Origin of the sequence: Phenylobacterium sp. (genome assembly GCF_030680185.1) — a bacterium.
Taxonomy (GTDB): domain Bacteria; phylum Pseudomonadota; class Alphaproteobacteria; order Caulobacterales; family Caulobacteraceae; genus Phenylobacterium.
The window spans coordinates 78,830-99,378 of the sequence record NZ_JAUXVZ010000065.1; the positions used below are offsets into that span (position 1 = coordinate 78,830).

19 protein-coding genes are annotated in these 20,549 nt (G+C 69.1%); 8 read left to right on the plus strand and 11 right to left on the minus strand.

Annotated features, from left to right (window positions below):
* Positions 1-153: 153 nt before the first annotated feature.
* Positions 154-1,722: an AMP-binding protein gene (locus Q8L83_RS18185; protein ID WP_305289506.1), complete on the minus strand. Its 1,569-nt coding sequence runs from the start codon at positions 1,720-1,722 to the stop codon at positions 154-156.
* A gap of 235 nt (positions 1,723-1,957) precedes the next feature.
* On the opposite strand from Q8L83_RS18185, the gene Q8L83_RS18190 reads away from it, so the two are divergent.
* Complete coding sequence (locus tag Q8L83_RS18190) at positions 1,958-2,560, plus strand: TetR/AcrR family transcriptional regulator (RefSeq protein ID WP_305289507.1); 603 nt, start codon at positions 1,958-1,960, stop codon at positions 2,558-2,560.
* Here the strand turns inward: Q8L83_RS18190 and Q8L83_RS18195 are convergent.
* From Q8L83_RS18195 to Q8L83_RS18205, 3 genes are read right to left on the minus strand one after another with little or no spacing between them, the layout of a single operon-like run.
* Positions 2,557-3,426, minus strand: coding sequence for a TetR/AcrR family transcriptional regulator (locus tag Q8L83_RS18195; RefSeq protein ID WP_305289509.1), 870 nt, complete (start codon positions 3,424-3,426; stop codon positions 2,557-2,559). The genes Q8L83_RS18190 and Q8L83_RS18195 overlap by 4 nt on opposite strands.
* 18 nt (positions 3,427-3,444) lie before the next feature.
* A complete protein-coding gene (locus Q8L83_RS18200; RefSeq protein WP_305289511.1) occupies positions 3,445-4,284 on the minus strand; it encodes a hypothetical protein in 840 nt (279 codons plus the stop codon).
* A 23-nt stretch (positions 4,285-4,307) separates the two neighbouring features.
* Positions 4,308-5,447 carry an amidohydrolase family protein gene (locus Q8L83_RS18205; protein ID WP_305289513.1) on the minus strand — a complete coding sequence of 380 codons (1,140 nt, stop codon included), beginning with the start codon at positions 5,445-5,447 and terminating at the stop codon, positions 4,308-4,310.
* 144 nt (positions 5,448-5,591) lie between these two features.
* Here Q8L83_RS18205 and Q8L83_RS18210 point away from each other — a divergent pair, with 144 nt between their 5' ends.
* On the plus strand, positions 5,592-6,779 hold the full coding sequence (locus Q8L83_RS18210) for an acyl-CoA dehydrogenase family protein (RefSeq protein WP_305289515.1): 1,188 nt from the start codon (positions 5,592-5,594) through the stop codon (positions 6,777-6,779).
* 32 nt (positions 6,780-6,811) lie between these two features.
* A complete protein-coding gene (locus tag Q8L83_RS18215) occupies positions 6,812-7,594 on the plus strand; it encodes a dienelactone hydrolase family protein (RefSeq protein WP_305289516.1) in 783 nt (260 codons plus the stop codon).
* A gap of 9 nt (positions 7,595-7,603) precedes the next feature.
* Here the strand turns inward: Q8L83_RS18215 and Q8L83_RS18220 are convergent, their stop codons facing one another.
* Positions 7,604-9,238 (minus strand): NAD(P)/FAD-dependent oxidoreductase, encoded by a 1,635-nt coding sequence (locus Q8L83_RS18220; RefSeq protein WP_305289518.1) that lies wholly within the window; start codon positions 9,236-9,238, stop codon positions 7,604-7,606.
* Positions 9,239-9,338: 100 nt separating this feature from the next.
* On the opposite strand from Q8L83_RS18220, the gene Q8L83_RS18225 reads away from it, so the two are divergent.
* Positions 9,339-9,515 carry a hypothetical protein gene (locus Q8L83_RS18225; RefSeq protein WP_305289519.1) on the plus strand — a complete coding sequence of 59 codons (177 nt, stop codon included), beginning with the start codon at positions 9,339-9,341 and terminating at the stop codon, positions 9,513-9,515.
* Positions 9,516-9,520: 5 nt separating this feature from the next.
* Here the strand turns inward: Q8L83_RS18225 and Q8L83_RS18230 are convergent, their stop codons facing one another.
* Both Q8L83_RS18230 and Q8L83_RS18235 read right to left on the minus strand, forming a co-directional pair.
* Positions 9,521-9,706, minus strand: coding sequence for a hypothetical protein (locus Q8L83_RS18230; RefSeq protein ID WP_305289521.1), 186 nt, complete (start codon positions 9,704-9,706; stop codon positions 9,521-9,523).
* Positions 9,707-9,775: 69 nt separating this feature from the next.
* Positions 9,776-10,204, minus strand: a complete 429-nt coding sequence (locus tag Q8L83_RS18235) for a DUF983 domain-containing protein (RefSeq protein ID WP_305289523.1) — start codon at positions 10,202-10,204, stop codon at positions 9,776-9,778.
* 82 nt (positions 10,205-10,286) lie between these two features.
* Here Q8L83_RS18235 and Q8L83_RS18240 point away from each other — a divergent pair, with 82 nt between their 5' ends.
* On the plus strand, positions 10,287-11,645 hold the full coding sequence (locus Q8L83_RS18240; RefSeq protein ID WP_305289524.1) for a PLP-dependent aminotransferase family protein: 1,359 nt from the start codon (positions 10,287-10,289) through the stop codon (positions 11,643-11,645).
* On the opposite strand, the gene chrA is transcribed toward Q8L83_RS18240, so the two are convergent.
* Complete coding sequence (gene chrA / locus Q8L83_RS18245; RefSeq protein ID WP_305289526.1) at positions 11,642-13,024, minus strand: chromate efflux transporter; 1,383 nt, start codon at positions 13,022-13,024, stop codon at positions 11,642-11,644. The two genes, Q8L83_RS18240 and chrA, sit on opposite strands and share 4 nt — an antisense overlap.
* A 122-nt stretch (positions 13,025-13,146) precedes the next feature.
* On the opposite strand from chrA, the gene Q8L83_RS18250 reads away from it, so the two are divergent.
* The 3 genes from Q8L83_RS18250 to Q8L83_RS18260 all read left to right on the plus strand — a co-directional run bounded on the left by Q8L83_RS18250 (position 13,147) and on the right by Q8L83_RS18260 (position 16,849).
* A complete protein-coding gene (locus Q8L83_RS18250; protein WP_305289528.1) occupies positions 13,147-14,196 on the plus strand; it encodes an extracellular solute-binding protein in 1,050 nt (349 codons plus the stop codon).
* Between the two features lie 83 nt (positions 14,197-14,279).
* Entirely contained in the window at positions 14,280-15,812 is a 1,533-nt protein-coding gene (locus tag Q8L83_RS18255) for an iron ABC transporter permease (protein WP_305289529.1), read from the plus strand.
* Positions 15,809-16,849: an ABC transporter ATP-binding protein gene (locus Q8L83_RS18260; protein ID WP_305289531.1), complete on the plus strand. Its 1,041-nt coding sequence runs from the start codon at positions 15,809-15,811 to the stop codon at positions 16,847-16,849. Before Q8L83_RS18255 ends, Q8L83_RS18260 begins: the two co-directional genes overlap by 4 nt.
* On the opposite strand, the gene Q8L83_RS18265 is transcribed toward Q8L83_RS18260, so the two are convergent.
* The 3 genes from Q8L83_RS18265 to Q8L83_RS18275 all read right to left on the minus strand — a co-directional run bounded on the left by Q8L83_RS18265 (position 16,846) and on the right by Q8L83_RS18275 (position 20,457).
* The gene (locus Q8L83_RS18265; RefSeq protein ID WP_305289533.1) at positions 16,846-17,034 is read right to left on the minus strand and encodes a hypothetical protein; all 189 of its coding nucleotides are present in this window, start codon (positions 17,032-17,034) and stop codon (positions 16,846-16,848) included. The genes Q8L83_RS18260 and Q8L83_RS18265 overlap by 4 nt on opposite strands.
* Before the next feature lie 2 nt (positions 17,035-17,036).
* Positions 17,037-18,185 (minus strand): PepSY domain-containing protein, encoded by a 1,149-nt coding sequence (locus tag Q8L83_RS18270; protein WP_305289535.1) that lies wholly within the window; start codon positions 18,183-18,185, stop codon positions 17,037-17,039.
* A 109-nt stretch (positions 18,186-18,294) separates the two neighbouring features.
* Positions 18,295-20,457 (minus strand): TonB-dependent siderophore receptor, encoded by a 2,163-nt coding sequence (locus Q8L83_RS18275; protein WP_305289537.1) that lies wholly within the window; start codon positions 20,455-20,457, stop codon positions 18,295-18,297.
* Positions 20,458-20,549: the final 92 nt, after the last annotated feature.

Genomic DNA, 20,549 nt, shown 5'->3' on the forward strand with positions numbered 1-20,549 from the left:
TCCGGCGCCTGATCTTGTGGCGCAGGCCTCGACGCGCGGCGGGAGGCGCCTCGAACCCCGGGGAAGGGCATCTGTTCCCGTCGCCGTCAGTCGTCACCGCGGAGGTTCAATGAACGTGGTCCGCGCCACCCTTTCCGGGACATGGCGGTCGGGTCAGATCGCCCGGGCGCGGCCTTCCCAGTAGGGCGCGCGGACCTTGTTGCGCTGAATCTTGCCGGCCTCGCTGCGGGGCAGCCGGGGCACGAAGTCCACGCCGCGGGGAATCTTGTACTTGGCCACCGCGGTGCGGGCATAGGCCAGGATCTCTTCCTTCAGCGCCTCGGAGGGGGCGTAGCCCGGCGCCAGTTCGATGACCGCCCGCACCTCCTCGCCGTACTCGTCGTGGGGCACGCCCACGGTGCAGGAATCGGCCACCGCAGGATGCTTGATCAACTCGTTGTCGATCTCCTGAGGATAGATATTCACGCCGCCGACGATGATCGTCTCGGCGCTGCGGCCGGTCAGGAAGAGATAGCCGTCCTCGTCGAAATAGCCGACGTCGCCCATGGTGAAATAGCCGTCGCGGCGGCCGGAGTCGGTCTTGGCGGCGTCCTTGAAATATTCAAACCCGCCCTGGTCGGCCAACCGCATATAGATGGCCCCGGCCTGACCGGTGGGTAGCTCGTCGCCCGCTTCGTCCAGGATCTTGGCGGCCTCAGGATCGGGGCGTTTCCCCACGGTGCCGGGCTTTTTCAGCCAGTCCTGCGAGGTGACCCAGAAGCCCACGCCGCCCTCGGACCCGGCGTAGTATTCGAACAGCACCGGCCCCAGCCATTCGATCATGGCCTGCTTGACCTCCGGCGGGCAGGGCGCAGCGCCATGCGATATGCGGCGCAGGGAGCTGAGGTCGTAGCGCTCGCGCACCTCAGGCGGCAGGCCCAGCAGCCGCTGGAACATGATCGGCACGAAGTGGCTGCGGGTCACCCGGCGGGCCTCGATGGTGGCCAGCACCTTCTCGTTGTCCCACTTGTCGAGCAGCACCGTCGGCACGCCGTTCACCAGGGCCTTGCGCACGTCGCCGGCCATGGGCGAGGCGTGATAGGCCGGGCCGGTGCAGAAGTGGACGTCGTCGTCCTGATAGGCCGGGTCGTAGGTGGGGATCGGCGCGTTGGGCTTGTAGACGCCCTTGGGCCGCCCGGTGGTGCCCGACGAATAGAGCATGGTGTGGCCGCGGACCGGGTCGGCGATGTCGTCCCCGGAATAGGGGCCAAGGGCGGCCTCATAGTCGATGAAGCCCGGCAGCGGCCCGCCGATGGCCACCTTCACGGACAGGCGTGGGCACTGGTCGGCGGCTTCGGCTGCGCCGGCCACCGAGGCTTCGGCGAACAGGGCCTTGGCCTCACAGTTGTCGATCACATAGGCGATCTCGTCGGGCGTCAGGTGCCAGTTCACCGGCGTCATGCGCAGGCCGCACCGCTGGGTGGCGAACAGCACGTCGACGAATTCCGCCCGATTGGGGCAGAGCAGGGCGACGGAGTCGCCTGGCGTCAGGCCCTGGTCCCGCAGCAGCCGGACGATCCGGTTCGCATTGGCGTTGAGCTCGCCAAAGGTTCGGGTCGGCCCCGACATCTCGAAGATGGCGGTCTTGTCGGGCTGGCGCGCCGCCCAGAAGGCCGGGGCCATGCCAAGCTCTGCGGCCGTCTTGAGCGCTTGTACAGATTCATCGTCCAGACGTCCGGCCATGGGGCCTCCCTTTGCCGGCCGCAACGCTCTGCAATGGCGTCTTCGTCAGTGGCCGGGCGCTTAGCGTCGCCGAGAAGGGGCGAGCCACAGCCGGAGCCAGGCTCGCCCAAGGTTCAACGTGCGTAGCCAATATGGAGCACTAATGGTGCGAATGTCACTATCCGGCTGGGGCTTCCGCACAGTGGAACTTGCGCCCCTGGAAGACGCGGCCCACTAATCGCCCATGAGGTCCGACTTGGCGCAAAAGGGTGGGCGCGCCCGGCTTTCCCCCGAGGTGCGGCGGGGCCAGATCCTGGACGCCGCCGAAACCTTGTTGACGGCCCACGGCGGCTTGCCCCTCCCGCTGGAGGAGTTGGCCCGCGCGGCCTTGGTCAGCAAGGCGCTGATCTACGCCTATTTTCCCAACCAGCACGATCTGGCCAATGCGCTTCTGGCCCGGCGCTTTACGGCCATGCTGGCGGCCGGCCTGGAGGCGGCGGCGAGCCAGGACGCCATGGACGACGCCGCCCAGGCCTGCGCGGCGGCCTATTTCGAAGAGGTGGCCCAGGCTGGACCCGTGGCGCACATCATCCTGCGCGATCCCTTCATGGCGGGCCGGATCGATCCCGCGCTGACCGCCATCCGCGACCGGATCGCCCGGCGGCTGGCCCGCACCGCCCGCAAGAGTCTGCGCCTTTCGCCCAAGGAGGCGGTGGCGGCGCTCAGCTTGATGACCACCATTCCGGAAGAGGCCGGCCGCCTGGTCCATGCCGGAGATCTCAGCCTGGAGCGCGGGCGCGAGCTCAACCGACGCCTGATCGCCTCGTCCCTGCGGGCCCTGACCCCCGATGTGGTCTAGCCGCGGCCTTCACGGACGATCTCGCGATTGCCGCCGGTGACGATGGCCAGGCTCAACCGCTCGGCCATGGCCAGGGGAATCTTCTTTTCCGCCAGCAGGCGTCCGGCCCGCAGACAGACGGCCGTCAGCACCACGGTGGCGCCGCGGGCGAGATCGGCCTCGACCCCGTAGCGGGTGGTCAGCCGCTCGGTCATGCGACGGCGGGAATAGCCGCTCTGGGCCTCGCGCTCGGCCCGCATGCCGGCGCGGACCTCGGGACTGTTGAGCAGCCGCTGGATCAGGGCGCCGCGTTCCTCGACCTGGCGCAGATAGGCGAGGGTTGAGAGGGTGACGCGGGTCAGATTGTCTTGCCCGCGCTCGATCTCGGACTGGCGCTCGTCATTCATGGCCGCCAACTCTCGCCGGGCCAGCGCGACCAGGAGGTCGGCCCGCCGGGGGAAGAGGTTGTGGGCCTGGGCTTCGCTGAGGCCCGTCTCGCGGGCCACGCGCTTCATGGTCGCCGCATGCAGGCCCTCGCCGGTGATGATGGCCGCAGCCGCCGCCATCAGCTGATCCTGCCTGGCCTCAGGCGAGCGTCGGGTCCGGTCGCGGCGCGTGCGGCCAGCCCGGGCCGACAGATCGACCACCGGATCGACCCCTGCAGGCGCCGGCGGCAGCGGCGGGCGCTCGGCCCGCTGCGCGTTCCAGTAGCCGCGGCCGGGATAGGGCACCATCAGCCGGTCGCAGATCTTGGCCAGGCCGCTACGACTGATGCCCCACTGGACCGCCAGGGTCGACAGCGGCGTCGCCCAGACCTGATCGTACAGCGCCTCCCGCGTCAGCCGCGGCGGGGCGGGAGTCGTCGATGGGGATTGCGGCGCGGCCATGCCGCAAGGCTTACCCCCTCAGGCCGGCTTGGCCCAGAGGGGCGAGGAGGCCTTCATGAAGCGGATCATGAAGGTGACCGTGGCCACGTCCTTGCCGGTGGCCGCATCGGCGATATCGACGTCGTACCAGGCGTTCTCGGTCTTGGGGCTCTCGGTGAGTTTCAGCATGGTCGTCCGCCCGACATAGTCATGGTCGGCCTTCAGCGGCCCGTCGGCGATGCGGATTTCCAAGGCGCCAAAGAGGCCCACGGACTGGTTCACCTTGGCCAGCACCGTGGGGCGGCTGATATGGGCCAGCCGCACGAGATGCGAGGGGGGGAGGATCCCCTCGTCGTAAAGGGGAAGCCGCTCGGTGATGCGGCTGAGGGACTTTTCCAGCGCTTCACGTTCGATACGCATGGGGATGTCGGTGTTCACGTCACCGACCTTGTAGCCGGCGAGGATGCGCAGGGCCTCGGCTGGGGCCTGGGCGGCCATGCGCCGGGTCATTTCCGACTCCGGATCACGCGTCTGGCCGCTGGCGGTGCCGATACAGACCTGGACGCCCTCGCGGTTGAACATGGTGAGGCGCGAGCGCGGGCTGGCCGCCTCCATCACCGCCTTCACCTCCTCGCGATCCACCGTCGCCTGGGTGAAGTGCAGGGACATGTTCCCGCGCGCAAACCAGTCGGTCCCATAGGTCTCCACCAGCAGGGGCGCGAACTGATCCATATGGACCGAGCCCGGCACCGTGCCGCCCTTGAAGCCCAGCTTGGCCGCGACCTCGTCATTGTGGATCGAGCCCGGCGCCTGCTGGAAGCCGTTGTGAGGGCTGCGAAACTCGCCCTCGATGATCTTGCCCTGAAGGGTCTCGGTCATGGCGCTCTCCCTGTCTGTGACGCTCAGAACGCGCCCATCATCTCTTCGAAGTTGCGGCTGTAGAACCGCTCGCGATCGTCCTCGCTGAGGCCGCCGAAGGTGCGCTCGAACCGGCCGATGGGATCGGTGGTGCCCTCGGGGTGCGGATAGTCGCTGGAAAACAGGAAGAGATCGGCGCCGGCGTCGGCGATCAAGTGGCCCACATCCTCGCCGGGGAAGGGGGTGAACTTGATGTGCTTGCGCATGTATTCCGACGGCTTCATGGCCAGGGCCTTGAGCTGCGGATCGGTCTTGGAAAAGCTGCGATAGCCCAGGTCGATCTGGCGTAGGAAGCCCGGCACCCAGGCCGCCCCGAACTCGATCACCCCGCCGCGTAGGTCCGGGACCCGGTCGAACAGCCCGTCATAGACCATGGCCGCCACGAACATCTGGGCCGAGAAGGGCAGGACGATGAAGTCCTGGAAGCGCAGGTTCTCGCCACCGCCGTGCAGGTCCGGCGACCGGGGCTTGCCATTGTTGTTGTACTGCTTGGGCAGCACCCGCGAGCCCTGGCCGATATGCAGCATGAAGGGGATGCGCTTCTCGGCCAGCAACGACCAGAATGGATCAAGGTCCGGGTGGCCCGGCGAGCGATCTCCGGCCGGGGTCGAGGGCACCCAGAAGGCGCCGCAGCCGAGCTCGATGGCCTCCTGCGCGATCTCGACGGCGCGTCCTGGGTCGTCCAACGGCACGAAGCCGACGCCGATCAGGCGCGGGTCGGCGCAGAAGGCGGCCATGGCCCGGTTATGCGCCCGGGCGCCGGCGAAGCGCACCTCGGGGTCTTCGGCGCCGCGGAAGTGGGCCAGCGACGAGGTGGCAAAGACCAGCTGTCGGGAAAAGCCGAGTTCGTCGAGCGCGCGCTTGCGCTCCTGCGCGTCGAAGGCGCCATAGGCGATCCAGCCCTTGGGCCCATCGACCAGCTTCTCGGCGGCCTTGCGGGCGGCATCCGGATCATCGGCCCTGGCGCGGGCGGCGGCCACCTGGGTCTCGACCCGCTCGGCGGATTTGCGGGCCTTCAGATGGTCGAGCAGGGCGCCGTCGGCGTGGGGGACCAGCCAGTCGCCCGGCTCCATCACATGGCTGTCGGCGTCATGAAAGACGCGGCCGCTGGCATAGGGGGCCATGGGTTTCCTCTCGACGTATTCTTTTTGACGAAGACACCAATACATAAGATCAAGCCGTTCGCAACCACGGCGGCCGAGGACCGAGAGGCCGCCGCCTGAGGTCTCGTTGTTGACGGTCGCACCAATCAAATCTACCCAATGGGCATGACCGAGCTGGATGATCTGCGCGCCGCCGCCCGGAGCTGGGTGGCGGAGAACTTCCCGGGGGAGCTGGCTGGCCGCGCGCCCGTCATGGGCCAACCGGCGGCTCACCATGCCGAAGCCGTCGAGACCTGGAAGACCCGCCTGTGCGCCAAGGGCTGGGGCATGCCCACCTGGCCGGTGGAGTATGGCGGCGGCGGGCTTTCGGCGGCCGGCGCGCGCGTGGTGCGCGAGGAAATCCGCAAGGCGGGCGGCTGGAACCCCATCGGCTGGAGCATGGGGGTTCGGATGTTCGGCCCCACCCTGCTGGAATACGGAACTGAGGCGCAGAAGCGGCGGCACATTCCGCCGATCGCCCGGGGCGAGACCCGCTGGTGCCAGGGCTATTCCGAGCCGGGAGCAGGCTCGGACCTAGCGTCGCTGCAGACCCGCGCCGAGGACCGCGGCGACCACTTCCTGGTCAACGGCCAGAAGATCTGGACCTCAGGCGCCCAGTACGCCGACTGGTGCTTCTGCCTGGTGCGCACGGACACCACGAAGAAGCATGAGGGCATCAGCTTCCTGATGATCGACATGGCCTCGCCTGGCGTCGAGGTGCGGCCGATCCGGCTGATCTCGGGCTCATCGCCCTTCTGCGAGACGTTCTTCACCGATGTGAAGGTTCCCAAGGAAAACCTGCTCGGTCCGCTGAACGGCGGCTGGACGGTGGGCAAACGCCTGTTGCAGTACGAGCGCCAGCGCAGCGAGGACGCGCCGGCCCGGCCAGGCGAGGGAAGGCCCGTGAACGAGGTCGCCGTCGCCCAGGTCGGGCTCGATGACCAGGGCCGGCTGGCGGACGGCGATCTGCGCCGGCGGCTCACCGAGCACCTGATGGACAAGAAGCTGCTGCGCCTGACCATGGACCGGGCCGCGGCCGAGGCGAAGGGGGCGGGGCCAAGCGCGGCGACCTCGATCCTGAAGAATGTCTCGTCGGTGGTGAACCAGACCCGCGCCGAGTTGCTGCTCGAGATCTATGGGCATGGCGGCCTTGGCTGGGAGGGCGAGGGCTTCGATCCCGACGCCCTGGCCAACACCCGCGAATGGCTCTCGGGCAAGGCCTCGACCATCTATGCCGGCTCCTACGAGATCCAGAACAACATCATATCCAAGCGCATCCTGGGTCTGCCCGACCCGGCCAGCGCGGCGGCCTGACATCACAAGAAAAACGAGCCCAAGGGGACAAGATGGACTTCATCGGCGAGAAGACCGAGGACGGCGTCACGCGGCGGGAGTTCCGCCTGCAGGTGGGCGGCGACACCGTGCCCGGATGTGTCTGGGCGCCGGAGGGCGCGAAGGGATCTCGGCCCCTGATCCTGCTGGGCCATGGGGGCTCGCAGCACAAGAAGGCCGCCAATATCGCCGGCGCCGCCGTGACCCACGCGCAGACGCTCGGCTATGCGACCGTGGCCATCGACGCGCCGGGCCATGGGGACCGCGTCACCCGCGAGCAGGCGGAAAAGGCCCGCGCCGCGGCCCTGGCGGCTGGCCGCGCCGCCCAGGAGGGCAAGCGCCCCGAAGGGGCCGAGCGGCCGAAGCTGTCGCGCGACGCTGAGACCGTGGCCAAGGTGACCGCCGAATGGAAGGCGACCCTGGACGCCGCCCAGGGGCTCGACTTCATCGGTTCAGACCACAAGGTCGGCTATTGGGGCGTCTCCATGGGGACCCGGTTCGGTGTGCCCTTCGTGGCCGAGGAGCCGCGGATCGCCTGCGCCATCTTCGGCCTGTTCGGCGTCTTTCCGGGGCTCGAGGACCACAAGGCCGCGGCCGAGCAGATCAGTATCCCGCTGATGTTCGTCTACCAGTGGGAGGACGAACTGATGAAGCGCGACCAGGGGATCGCCCTGTTCGACGCCTTCGGGGCGACGGAGAAGACGCTGCACGTCAATCCGGGCCGGCATGTGGAGATCCCCGCCCACGAGCGGGAGTCCTGGCTGCCGTTCTGGAAGCGTCACCTGGGCCAGGCCTGACGCCGGGCCTCAGGCGGCGGCGACGTCCGTCTGCGCCATCGCCCGGGCGACCGCCTCGGCGACCTTGATACCATCGACGGCGGCCGAAAAGATGCCGCCAGCATAGCCCGCGCCTTCGCCGGCCGGAAACAGGCCGCGCACGTTGAGGCTCTGGAAGCTGGCGTCGCGGGTGATCCGGATCGGCGAGGAGGTGCGGGTTTCGACCCCGGTCAGCAGGGCGTCCGGGTCATCATAGCGCGGAATCTTGCGGCCGAAGACCGGCAGGGCTTCGCGCATGGCCTCGATCACATAGTCGGGCATGAGCGCGGCCAGGTTGGTGGGGCGGACGCCGGGCTTGTAGCTGGGCTCCACCGTGCCGAGCGTCGTGGAGGCCTGACCCGCCAGGAAGTCGCCGACCCGCTGGCCGGGCGCGAAATAGTCGCCGCCGCCCGCTGTAAAGGCGCGGCCTTCCAGGTCCCGCTGCAATTCGATCCCCGCCAGGGGATGGTCGCTGGGATAGTCGGCCGGCGAGACACCGACCACGAAGCCCGCATTGGCGTTCCGCTCATTGCGCGAATACTGGCTCATGCCGTTGGTCACCAGCCGGCCGGGTTCGGAGGCCGCCGCCACCACCGTGCCCCCTGGACACATGCAGAAGGAATAGGCCGTTCGCCCATTCGCGCAGGGGTGCGACAGGGAATAGGCCGCCGCCCCCAGGTCCGGGTGGCCGGCGCAGGGGCCGAACATCGCCTGGTCGATCCAGGATTGCGGATGCTCGATGCGGAAGCCGATGGAGAAGGGCTTGGCCCCGATATGGACGCCCCGGTCGTAGAGCGCCTGGAAGGTGTCGCGGGAGGAATGCCCGATGGCCAGCACCACCTGGTCGGCCTCCAGGAACTCGCCGGTGTGCAGGTGGACGCCGCGTAGCCTCTGGCCGCCGTCGGGGCCGCGGTCCAGCTCCAGGTCGATGACCCGCTGCTGGAAACGGTATTCACCGCCCAGGGCTTCGATCTTGGCCCGCATGGCCTCGACCATGGTCACCAGGCGGAAGGTGCCGATATGGGGGTGGGCCTCGGTCAGGATTTCGGCCGGCGCGCCGGCGGCGACGAACTCGGTCAGCACCTTGCGGCCCAGGAAGCGGGGGTCCTTGATCTGGCTGTAGAGCTTGCCGTCGGAAAATGTGCCAGCCCCGCCTTCGCCATATTGGACGTTGGACTCCGGGTTCAGCTCGCTGCGGCGCCACAGGGCCCAGGTGTCCTTGGTCCGCTCGCGCACCACCTTGCCGCGGTCCAGGATGATCGGGCGAAACCCCATCTCCGCCAGGATCAGCCCGGCGAACAGGCCGCAGGGACCAGCCCCGATGACCACCGGCCGCAGGCGTCCGGGCGGGGGCGAGGTCGTCACCAGCCGATAGGCCGTGTCCGGCGTGGGCCGCAGGTGGGGATCGCCGGCCAGACGATCCATGACGGCCGCTTCGTCGCGGACCTCGACGTCGACGATATAGACCTTGAGGATCGCCGACTTGCGCCGCGCATCGTGCGCGCGTTTCCACACCGACCAGTTCAACAGGTCGCCTTGGCTGACGCCCAGGCGCTGGGCGATGGCCGCCGGAAGGGCGTCCGGCGCGTGGTCCAGGGGAAGTTTGAGTTCGGAGATCCGCAGCATGGCGTCCTCATCTAGCGGCTTGAGGCCCGCGGCGCGATACGCCTCCGGAGGAACCAGGCCGGCGGCTTGCGGATTCGCCTTTCAGAAAAGGAGATCTATCATGACCAGCAAACGCGAACTGATCGAGCCTACCCCCGGCGACAAGCGCTATGTCCGTCGCGATGAAAACGGCAAGTTCAAGGAGGTGGTGGATGTGGGCCGCTCCCTCGCGGCCGACCAGCGCCAGGCGGCGCAGGCCAGGGCCAAGCCGGGGCAGGGCGACCGGGGCGATCGATAAAGAGCTCAGGCTCTGACGCCCAAGGAGGCGGCGAGGGCGCGCTCGACGCGGGCGACGACGCCGTCGTCCGCCCCTTCGGCCCAGTTGGCGTAGACGCTGGCCAGGGAGGCGGCGTGATGCTCCTGCAGACGCACGCCGGCCGCCTCATAGGCGCGGCGCACCGCCGACTTGAACCGCTCTTCCAAGCTCACATCATCTCTGCCCATGGGCAGAGGCGTGGTGCGCTTTGCCAAACAGCAGGTTAATTTAGCGCAGGGATTTTAGCCGCCCGAGGCTTTCCGGCGATCCAGGGTGAAGCCGCCCTCGCCATGCTTGCCGACGCTGACGAACTCCGCGTCGCCGGCCTTGTGGACGAACTGCTCAGCCACCAGCCAGGCCTTCACCGGCCGCAGACTGCCCAGGCAACCCCCGATCATGGCGGGGAAGGCCACGGCCAGCTGCGCCCAGATCGGCGGCTGGGCCATGACCGCCCAGATGGCCCAGAGCGTGGTGACGACGACGCCCACGCCGCTCATCACGAAGAAGGCCGGGCCGTCGGCCGGATCGGCGAACCCGTAATCCAGGCCGCAATGATCGCAGGCCTCAGCCAGGGTCAGATAGCCCTTGAACAGCTTGCCCTGGCCGCAGTTGGGGCAGCGGCAGCGAAGGCCGGCGCTGAGGCTCGAGGGATGATCGAAGGACTCCGCCATCGGGGCGCTCCATACAAAACAAGCTTGTATCCATACAATTGCTGAGTAATGTATGGATATCGGCCTAGGACTTCAACCCGCCATGGCAATTCGCCACATCCCCTGGCTTCGCCATGCGCCCAAGGGCGGGGTCGCGCCGGTCTATCTGGCCCTGGCTCAGGCTTTGGAAACCGCGATCCGGACGGGTGAGTTGCAACCCGGCGACCAGTTGCCGCCGCAGCGGACGGTGGCCGCCCTGATGGGGGTCGATCTCACCACGGTGACCCGGGCCTATGGCGTCGCGCGGAGCCGCGGCCTGGTTGAAGGCGCTGTGGGCCGGGGCACCTTCGTCCGCCGGCAGGCGATCGATGACGACGCCGGCCTCGTCGACCTCAGCATGAACCTGCCGCCCCAGCCTCAGGGCGTATCCATCGCGGCTTGTCTCAAGGCGACGACGGCCGAGGTGCTGCAAAGGACCGATGCGGCGACCCTGATGGCCTACCATCCAGGCCTCGGCGCCCTGGCCCATCGGGCGGCCGGCGCAGCGTGGCTCTCGCCGGTGCTGGGGGCGGTCGCGCCTGAACGCGTGCAGGTCTGCCCCGGCGCTCAGGCCGCCCTGTCGGCCCTGGTAGGGAGCCTGGTCGGGCGCGGTGGGACATTGGTGGTCGAGCCCCTGACCTATCCCGGCATGCTCGCCATCGCAGAGCAGCTGGGGGTTCGGCTGATCGCTTGCCCGACGGACGCCGAAGGGCTTGCGCCAGACGCCCTGGAGGCGATCTGTCGCCGGGAGCGTCCCGCCGCGCTCTATGTGATCCCGACCATGCAGAACCCGACCGGGGTGACCATGCCGGCGGCGCGGCGGCTTGAGATCGTGCGCATCGCGAGGGACCACGACCTGTGGATCATCGAGGACGACCCCTATAGCCGCCTGATGGCCGAGCCGCTGGCCGGGCTCGCCAGCCTGGCGCCGGAGCGCAGCTTCCACATCGCCACCCTGTCCAAGTGCCTGGCGCCGGGCCTGCGGCTGGCCTTTCTGGTGACGCCGGAGGGCGACCGCGGCGCGGCCGCAGCCGAAGCCGTACGAAGTCTGGCTGGCATGCCTGCGCCGTTGATGTCGGCCGTGGTGGCGAGCTGGATAAGGGATGGGACGGCCGAGGCGCTGGTGGCCGGTGTGCGGGCTGAGGCCGCCGCCCGCCGCGCCCTGGCCGCCCGGCGTCTGCCGGCGGCGCAGGGCTCGCCTGAGGCGATCCACGTCTGGTTGCCTCTGCCGGCCGGATGGAGTGCGGCGCGCCTGCGGGCGGCGGCCAAGGATCGCGGCCTCGCCCTGGTCAGCGCCGAAGCCTTCGCGGTGGGACCCGTGGCGGGCAATGGCGTGCGGATTTCCCTGGGCGCCCCGGGCCGCCGCGAGGTGCTCGATGAGGCGCTGTTGGGGGTCGCCGCCCTGCTGGACGAGGGGCGCTAGGCCAAGACGCCTGCGCCGTGCAAAGCCAGGCCCACCAGGGCGCAGCCCAGCATCAGGGGGATGACGCCCAGCTTGAAGCCGAAGGCGGCCACCGCCGCGGTGACCGTCAATAACAGGCTCGGGATATCTACGGAGCTCAGGACCGGCAGGTCCAGCGTCAGGCCAGCGAGGCTCACCCTGCGGACCTCGTCGAACAGAACGTGCATCCCGAACCAGATGGCCAGGTTGAGGATCACGCCGACCACCGCAGCCGTGATCGCCTGCAGCGCCGCATTGAGGGCGCGCGCGCCGCGCAGCGCCTCGACGAAGGGCGCGCCGAGGAAGATCCAGAGGAAGCAGGGGGCGAAGGTGACCCAGGTGGTCAGGACGCCGCCCAGCACCCCGGCCCACAGCGGCTCGAGGCCGGACGCGCCCCGGGCTGCGCCCATGAAGCCGACGAACTGGGTGACCATGATCAGCGGGCCGGGCGTGGTTTCGGCCATGCCGAGCCCGTCCAGCATCTCGCCAGGCGCCAGCCAGCCGAAGGTCTGCACCGCCTCCTGCGCCACATAGGCCAGGACCGCATAGGCGCCGCCGAAGGTGACCACGGCCATCTTGCTGAAGAAGAGCGCAATCTGGGTGAACACATTGTCCCAGCCCAGGCTGAGGCCCAGCGCCAGGACCGGTCCCAGCCAGAGGACCAGGATCGTCCCCGCCACCCGCAGCGCCCAGGCGAGGTTTGGGCGGGTGTGGGCCGGCGAGTCCGCGCCCAGGACCGTGTCGATGTCGGCGACTCCGCCGTCGGGCGCGCCGTGGAGGTCCTTTGGGGTAAAAGCCGGCAGTCCCGCCTGTCCGCCTGCAAAGCCGATGAGGCCAGCGACGAGGATGATGAGCGGGAAGGGGAGGCCGAGAACGAAGATTCCCACGAAGGCCGCGCCGGCGATGGCCAGCAGCGCGCCGCGGCGGAGGATGCGTCCGCCCAGCCGGATCACCGCCTGGACGACGACGACCAGGACGGCGGCCTTCAGGCCGAAGAACAGGGCGGCGACCGGGCCGGTGTCGCCCAACAGCATGTAGAGGATGCTGAGCGCCATGATGGCGACGAAGCCCGGCAGGATGAACAGCAGGCCAGCCATCAGGCCGCCCAGGGTCCGGTGCATCAGCCAGCCGATATAGATGGCCAGTTGCTGCGCCTCGGGGCCGGGCAGCAGCATGCAGTAGTTCAGCGCGTGCAGGAAACGCTGCTCTCCCAGCCAGCGTTTCTCCTCGACCAGGATGCGATGCATCACCGCGATCTGGCCGGCAGGTCCGCCGAAGGACAGGGCCGCGATGCGCGTCCACACGCGCAGGGCCTCCGCAAACGGGACGACCCTCGCGGCCGGCTGGAGGTCTTGGGTCATCAGTCGCTCCAGGTGCGCCTAGGCTTCACTGGGCTCGTAATACAGGAGATCGACGACCGGCAGTCATTGCGAAAGGTTCTCATCATCTTTAAGCCTGGGGGCCGATCAAAGGAGCCTCCGCCTTGACCCCACGCCTCACCGCCTTCGCCGGCCTCGCCGCTGTTCTTACCCTCGCCGCCTGCGGCCAGGAGGCAGGATCATCTGCTGACGCCCAGGCGAATGGCGTGGTGAACGTCTATTCCGCCCGCCACTACGACGTGGACCAGAAGCTCTACACGATGTTCACCGAGGCGACCGGCATCTCGGTCAACCGCATCGAAGGGTCGGCGCCGCAGCTGATCGCCCGGATGCAGAGCGAGGGGGCCGCCAGCCCCGCAGACGTCTTCGTCGCCGCCGACGCCGGGGCCCTGTGGCGCGCCCAGGAGGCGGGCCTGCTGTCGCCGGTGGCGTCCGACGCCCTGAACGCGGCGGTCCCGGAAAATCTGCGCGATCCTGAAGGCCGCTGGTACGGCTTCCAGCGCCGGGCGCGGGTCGTGGCCTATGATCAGGCCCGGGTTCAGCCCAACGAAATCGCCACCTATGAGGACATCGCCAGCCCCCGCTTCCGCGGTCAGCTCTGCGTTCGCTCGTCCGACAATGTCTACAACCTGTCGCTGGTCGGCGCCCTGATCGAGGCCTGGGGGCCTGAGAAGACCGCAGAATGGGCCCGCGGCGTCGTGGCCAACCTCGCCCGCCAGCCGGAAGGCGGCGATCGCGACCAGATCCGCGCCGTCGGCGCGGGCGTCTGCCAGATCGCCCTGACCAACAGCTATTATTACGTGCGCATGGCGGCCGGCGACGACGCCGGCGACCGCGCCGTGACCCAGACCGTCAAGCTCGGCTTTCCCTCCCTCGATGGCCAGGGGGCCCATGTGAACATCTCGGGCGGCGGCGTCGCCGCCAATGCGCCCAACCGGGAGGCGGCCATCCGCTTCCTGGAATTCCTGGCCTCGCCGGAAGCCCAGACGCTCGTCTCCCAAGAGAACGGCGAATATCCCGCCAGCCCCGGCGTGGCCGTGCCGGCGCCGACCGCGACCTATGCAGAGTTCACGGCCCATCCCATGCCGGTGGCCGCCTATGGCCCGCGTCAGGCTGAGGCCCAGGCGCTGATGACTGCGGCAGGCTGGCGATAACCGCCGTAACGGGACGCATAGGCTGGCCTAGGCGCCTTCGCCTTCCGACGCGGGGGCCGGGCCTGCTGGGCTTCCTGGCGGGGTTGGCGGCCGTCGTCGCCATCCTGCCGCTGGTGGGTGTCGGCGTGGCCGCCCTGACGGGAGAAACCGCCGCCATACCGGCTCGCGACATCGCCAGGTACGCCCTGACCTCCGCGGCCCTGGCGACCCTCGTGGCCCTGGCGACGGGCCTCGTCGGCACCCTGGCGGCCTGGCTCGTGGTCATGCACCGGTTTCCCGGCCGGGACATCTTCACCTGGGCGCTGGCCCTGCCGTTGGCGGCGCCGGCCTTCGCCTTGGCCTACGCCTATGCCGACCTGTTCGACGTGGCCGGCGATCTGCGTATCTGGATGCGGGCCGACCTCGGGTTCGATCTGCCGTTCGAAATGCGCACGCTGCCGGGCGCGGCCTTCGTCCTGACCTGCGCCTTCTATCCCTATGTCTATCTGGCCATGCGCGCGGCCTTCGTGAACCAGTCGGCGCAAGCCCTGGAAGCCGCCCGCGCCCTGGGCTGCACGGCGCGGCAGGTCTTCCTGCGCGTGGCCCTGCCGATGGCGCGGCCGGCGCTCGCCGCCGGCGTGGCCCTGGCGGTGATGGAGACCCTGGCCGATTTCGGCGCGGTGCAGTTCCTGAGCGTACAGACCCTGACCACAGGGGTGGTGCGGGCCTGGTTCGTGTTCGGCTCGCTCACCTCCGCCGCCCAGTTCGCCCTGCCGCTGCTGGGGGCGGCGGCCCTCCTGCTGTGGATCGAGCGATGGGGGCGGGCCGGGCGCGGCTATGAGAGCGCCCATGCGCGCTGGCGTCCGCTGCCGGTGACGGACCTCAAGGGCGTGCGGGCGGCGCTGGCCTGGCTCTTCTGCTTTGCGCTGATCGCCTTTGGCCTGTTGATCCCGGCCGGTTGGCTGGCGATCGCCTTCCTGGGGGTGACGCCGGACTGGCCGCGCCTGATCCAGGCCGGCGCCAATTCGCTGACCCTGGGCCTCATGGGCGCTGGCGTCACCGTCATCCTGGCCGGCGCGCTCGCCTTGGGCTCGGCGCGCACGCCCCAACTCGCGCGGCTGGCCAGCCTGGGCTATGCGACGCCGGGGGCGGTGATGGCCATCGGCCTGCTCGTGCCCGCCGCCCTGGTCTGGCGTCTGGCGCCCGGCGCGGCCCAGGGCTTCGGCGCCGGCCTGATCATGCTGGTCTATGCCTATGCCGCCCGCCTGATGGCTGCGGCCCTGGAGCCGATCGATGCGGGCCTGTCGCGGGTCAGCCCCTCGATGGTCCAGGCCGCCCGCAGTCTGGGGCGCAGCCCGGCCGGCGCGGCCTGGAGCGTGCAACTGCCCATCGCCCGCGGGGCGCTTCTGACCGCAGGGCTGGTGGTCTTCATCGACATCCTGAAGGAGCTGCCGGCCACCCTGATCCTGCGGCCGTTCAACTTCGACACCCTGGCGGTGATCGCCGACAACTATGCCCGCGACGAACGTCTGGCCAACGCCGGCTGGCCGGCCCTGCTGATCGTGCTGATCGCCCTGCCGCCGGTGGTCTGGCTGACGCGCAAGATCGCCGCCTCGCGCCCTGGAGCCCCCGCATGAACGACGCCCCCGCGCTCATCGTTCGGAGCCTGGCCAAGGCCTATGGCGGCCGGCCTGCGGTGATCGACGCCAATCTCCGACTGCAGCCGGGCCAGATCACCTGCCTGCTGGGGCCCTCGGGATGCGGCAAGAGCACCTTGCTGCGTCTGGTGGCCGGGCTGGAGACGCCGGATGCGGGCGAGATCGAGGCTGGCGGCCGGCTGCTCTCGGGGCCGGGCGGGGTCGTGGCGCCCGAGGTGCGGGGCGTTGGCCTGGTCTTTCAGGACTACGCCCTTTTCCCGCACATGACCGCCTTGCAGAACGTCGCCTTCGGCCTCAGCGACCTGCCCCGCAAGGCGCGCCAGGAACGCGCCCAGGCGATGCTGGACCAGGTGCGGCTGGGCGCGCGGGCCGGGGCCTGGCCCCACACCCTGTCCGGCGGCGAACAGCAGCGGGTGGCCCTGGCCCGCGCCCTGGCGCGCCGCCCCGAAATCCTCTTGCTGGACGAGCCCTTTTCGGGGCTCGACGCCCATCTCAAGGGGGAGGTTCGCCTCTCGCTGACCGAGGCGCTCCGGGCCGCCGGCGCCACGGTTCTGGTGGTCACGCATGACGCCCGCGAAGCCTTGCTGATGGCCGACCACCTTGTCCTGATGCACGCAGGGCGGATCATCCAGTCGGGCGTGCCGGGAGACTGCTATCTCGATCCGGTGTCGCCGGACGCCGCTCGCCTGCTGGGCGAGGCCAATCTGATCGAGGCGGTGGTCTCGGGCGGCGTCGCCCGCACCGCCTTTGGAGAGGCGTCGGCGGCGGACCTTCCCGACGGACCCGCCGTGCTGATGGTGCGGCCGGAGGGGCTCAGGCTGGACGCATCCGGCGCTCCGGCGCAGGTCGCGCAGGTCCGGTTCGGCGGCGGCTATCACGAGGTCCAGCTGGAGGCCGCCGGCCAGCGGGCGCAGATGCATGCCGCCGGCGATCCGCCAGGGCAGGGGGCGGCCGTGGCGGTCCGCATCGATCCGGCCCTGGCCCGCGTCTTCCCGCAGGCCGCTGTAACCGTCTAGCGGCTGCGGCGGAGTCGGCCCCAGACAACGGCGGCGATGGGTACACTCAGCGCAGCCCAGGAAATCCAGTCCCCCAGGCCATTGGCCACCAGGGCGGCCACGAGGCCGACAATGCTGGCCGCCAGGATCAGCAAGGGTCCGGCGAAGATACGCCACAGATTGGCGCGTTCGGCTTGCCGGCTCATGCTCATTCCGCCGGCGCCAGAGCCGGCTGCTCGCGGAGCTGGGCGACCACCGGATCGGTGGCCGGCGCCCGCCTGCGGCTGAGCCAGAGATAGAGCCCGCTGACCAGGACGATGATGGTGGCGATGTCGAGCAGGGCCCAGAGGATCTTCAGCGGCAGGCCGCCATAGTCGCCGAAGTGCAGCGGGCCCGACAGCAGCAGGGCCTGGGCGTACCACGGCATCTGCCGGATGGCGGTCAGCTCGCCGGTGCGGGCGTCGATCAGGGCGGGGGTCAGCAGGTGCTTGGTGAGCGGCGTCGCCCCCTGCATGAAGACCGCATAGTGATGCTCAGTGGAATAGGCGACGCCGGGGAAGGCGACGAACTGCACGCGCATGCCCGGCGCCGCGGCCAGGGCGGTGTCCACCGCCTCCTGGATCGAGGCCTCGGCGCTGGCCGGGGGCAGGTGCTTGTAGGGCGCCGTCATCTCCGCCAACTGGTCGGCCTGCCAGAGCTGGATGATGGGCGTCGACAGGGTGTTGATGGAGCCGGTCAGGGTGACGACGCTGAGCCAGGCGACCGTCACGACCCCCAGCAGGTTGTGGTAGTCGAGCCACTTGACCCGCGAAGAGCGCGTGACCCGCACCACGCCAAAATCCAGCTTCCGCATAAACGGGGCGTAGAGCACGACCCCCGACACTATCGCGGCGAACACCACCAGTCCCATGAAGCCCAGGAACAGCGTGCCCGGCAGGCCCATGAACATGTCCACGTGCAGGGTCAGGAGCACGTCCATGACCCCGCCCTCTTGGTGGGGTGGGAGGGCTTGGGCGCTGGTCCAGTCGAAGGAGGCGAAGTGCATCTCCTTGTCCGAGGCGTTCGACCGCGGGCCGGTGGTGAAGTTCACCACGGGGCGGTCCTCGTCAAAGCTCAGATAGAGCGGGACCTCGCCGCCGCGGCCGGCCAGGGCGGTGGCCAGCATGGTGTCGAGGCTGAGCGTCGGCGTGCCGAGCGGCGGGGCCTCATAGGCGCCGTGCGTTTCGAAGATCTCGTCGATCTCGTGGTGGAAGATCAGCGGCAGGCCGGTCACGCAGAGCATCAGCATGAAGGCCGTCGAGACGAGGCTGGTCCACTTGTGGACGACAGACCAGGCGCGGACGGTGTTTCGGGTCATGCGGAGCGGCTAACGGGCGGGCTGCGGTTGCGAATTGGTTTCAACTAGGCGGTTCTGACCCGGGACGCAACGCGCCATGCCGCCGCGCCCAGCCGTCATCGACCGATGATCAGAAATCCACCGAGGCCGACACGATGAAGGTCCGCGGGGCGCCCAGGACCAGATAGTTGGCGCCGGGATAGCCGCCCGCCGACAGCCAGTCGTTCTCGTCGGTGACGTTTTCGACCCGGGCGCGGAGGGTGACGGGCCGGCCCGAGACGTCCAGGCTGTAGCGAGCGCCCAGGTCCAGCCGGGTCCAGGCGTCCAGGCTGACGGTGTTGGCGGCGTTCACATATTGCGAGCCGGTGTGGACGATCCGCCCGTCCAGGGTCAGGCCGGGCGCGGCCGGCAGGTCGTACTCGACATTGAGGTTGGCCTGGAATTCCGGCACGCCGATAGCGGTCTTGCCATCGAACGTTCCACCTTCCGTGCGCTTGCGTTCGGCGTCGACGAAGGTCGCCCCGCCCAGGACGCGCAGGCCGAACATGGGTTCGCCAAAGGCGCTGAGTTCGACGCCGCGATTGACCTGCTCGCCATCGACCACAAAGAAGAAGTTGTCGACGATGGCGCTGGGCTGGCTGATGCTGAACAGCGAGATGGTCCCGCCGAAGGTCCCGCCGTCATATTTCACGCCGGCTTCGTACTGCTTGCTGCGGAACGGCGCGGTGATTTCGCCAGGGTTGGCGATCGGGACGCCGCCGACCGTGCCAGGGGCGATCTGGCCCGGCGTCAGGGCCTCGGCATAGTTGGCGTAGACCGAGATGGAGTCGCTGGGCTTGAACACCAGGCCGACCGCCGGGGTGATGGCGTCGTTCGAGTACTGCGAGATCTCCACGCCGGTGTCGTAGTTGAACGAGGTTGTCTCGATCTCCTGGTAGCGGGCGCCCAGGGTGGCGATCAGTCGGCCATCCATCAGGGTGATCATGTCGGCGATGGCGAAGCTGCGGTTCTCGACCTTTTCGGTGACCTTCGGATCGGACAGCACGCCGCCGACGAAGAAGTCCGCTACCGGCGGGGCCACGGCCACGGGATTGTAGAGATCGCCGGCGAAGCCCGCGAAGTTCGAGAAGGCGTAGGCGTTGCGCGACTTCGACTGGATCGCCGAGACCGAGGCCACGACCCGATGTTCAAGTCCGCCCGTGGTGAAATCGGCCCGGACGCCCGCATCGGCCGAAATGATCTCGTCCTCACGCCGGTTGTCGAAACGATAGGCGCTGGTGGTCCCGTCCGCCGCGGCGTTGGGATTGGCCAGCACATTTTCCTCCTCGCCGTTCCGACCGCCCAGGGCGGCCCAGAGCGAGACGTTGGCGCTGAGGTCGAACTCGCCGCGCGCCACGCCGAACAGCTGGCGCTCATCGGTGAAGGTCCAGGGCTGGGCGAAATTGGTGTCGGCCGAAGGAGCGGCGGGCACATCGCCGTTGGGCGTCACGCTGGGACGAGGGGCGTCGATACGGTGATCCTGGAAGCCCAGGTCAGCGGAGAAGCGCAGGCGTTCGCCAGCATAGTCCATGCCAAGGGCGGCGACGGACAGGTCGCGATCCTGGTCGGCGACCGAGGTCTCGCCGTCGCGCTTGACCAGATTCAGCCGCACGCCGATGTCTTCGGTCGCGCCGAACCGGCGGGCCACGTCCAGGGCGCCATAGAGGGCGCCTTCGTTCTCGTAGCCGACCGTCGCCCGGGTCAGCGGATCCTGCGGCGCACGCTTGGGCGCCAGGTTGAAGGCCCCTCCGATACCGCTGCCACCCGGCGCAGCCCCGTTCAGGAAGGAGTTGGCGCCGCGGAAGACTTCCAGCCGCTCGATCAGTTCGGCGGCCACGAACTGCCGGGGCAGGATGCCGTAGACGCCGTTATAGGTCATGTCGTCGGAATAGACGGGGAAACCACGGACGACATAGAGCTCCTGGAAGTTGCCGAAGCCCTTGGCCACGCGGACGGTGGGCTCGTTCTTCAGCACGTCGCCGACACCGGTCGCCTGCTGGTTGCGGACCAGTTCCTCGGTGTAGTTGGTGGCCGAAAAAGGCGTGTCCATCACGTCCAGGGCGCCGAACAGGCCCACCCGGCCCCCACGGGCCACCTGACCGCCGGCATAGACCGGCGCCAGCTCCACCTGTGACCCCGTGACCACAAGCTCATCGACCTCGACGCCCTGGCTCTGGGCCATGGCCATCGGCGCGGCCATAAGGGCGAAGACCAGCGCGCTGGCGCTGGGAAGGAGGGTCTTGGTGACGGACATGGGGGGCCTGGCGTCTTAAGAGATCTTGAAAGTCATTCGCAATAACAGGCCGCCCGTTTGTGGCAAAGCCTTTTGCTCTGTGCGATTTCGCT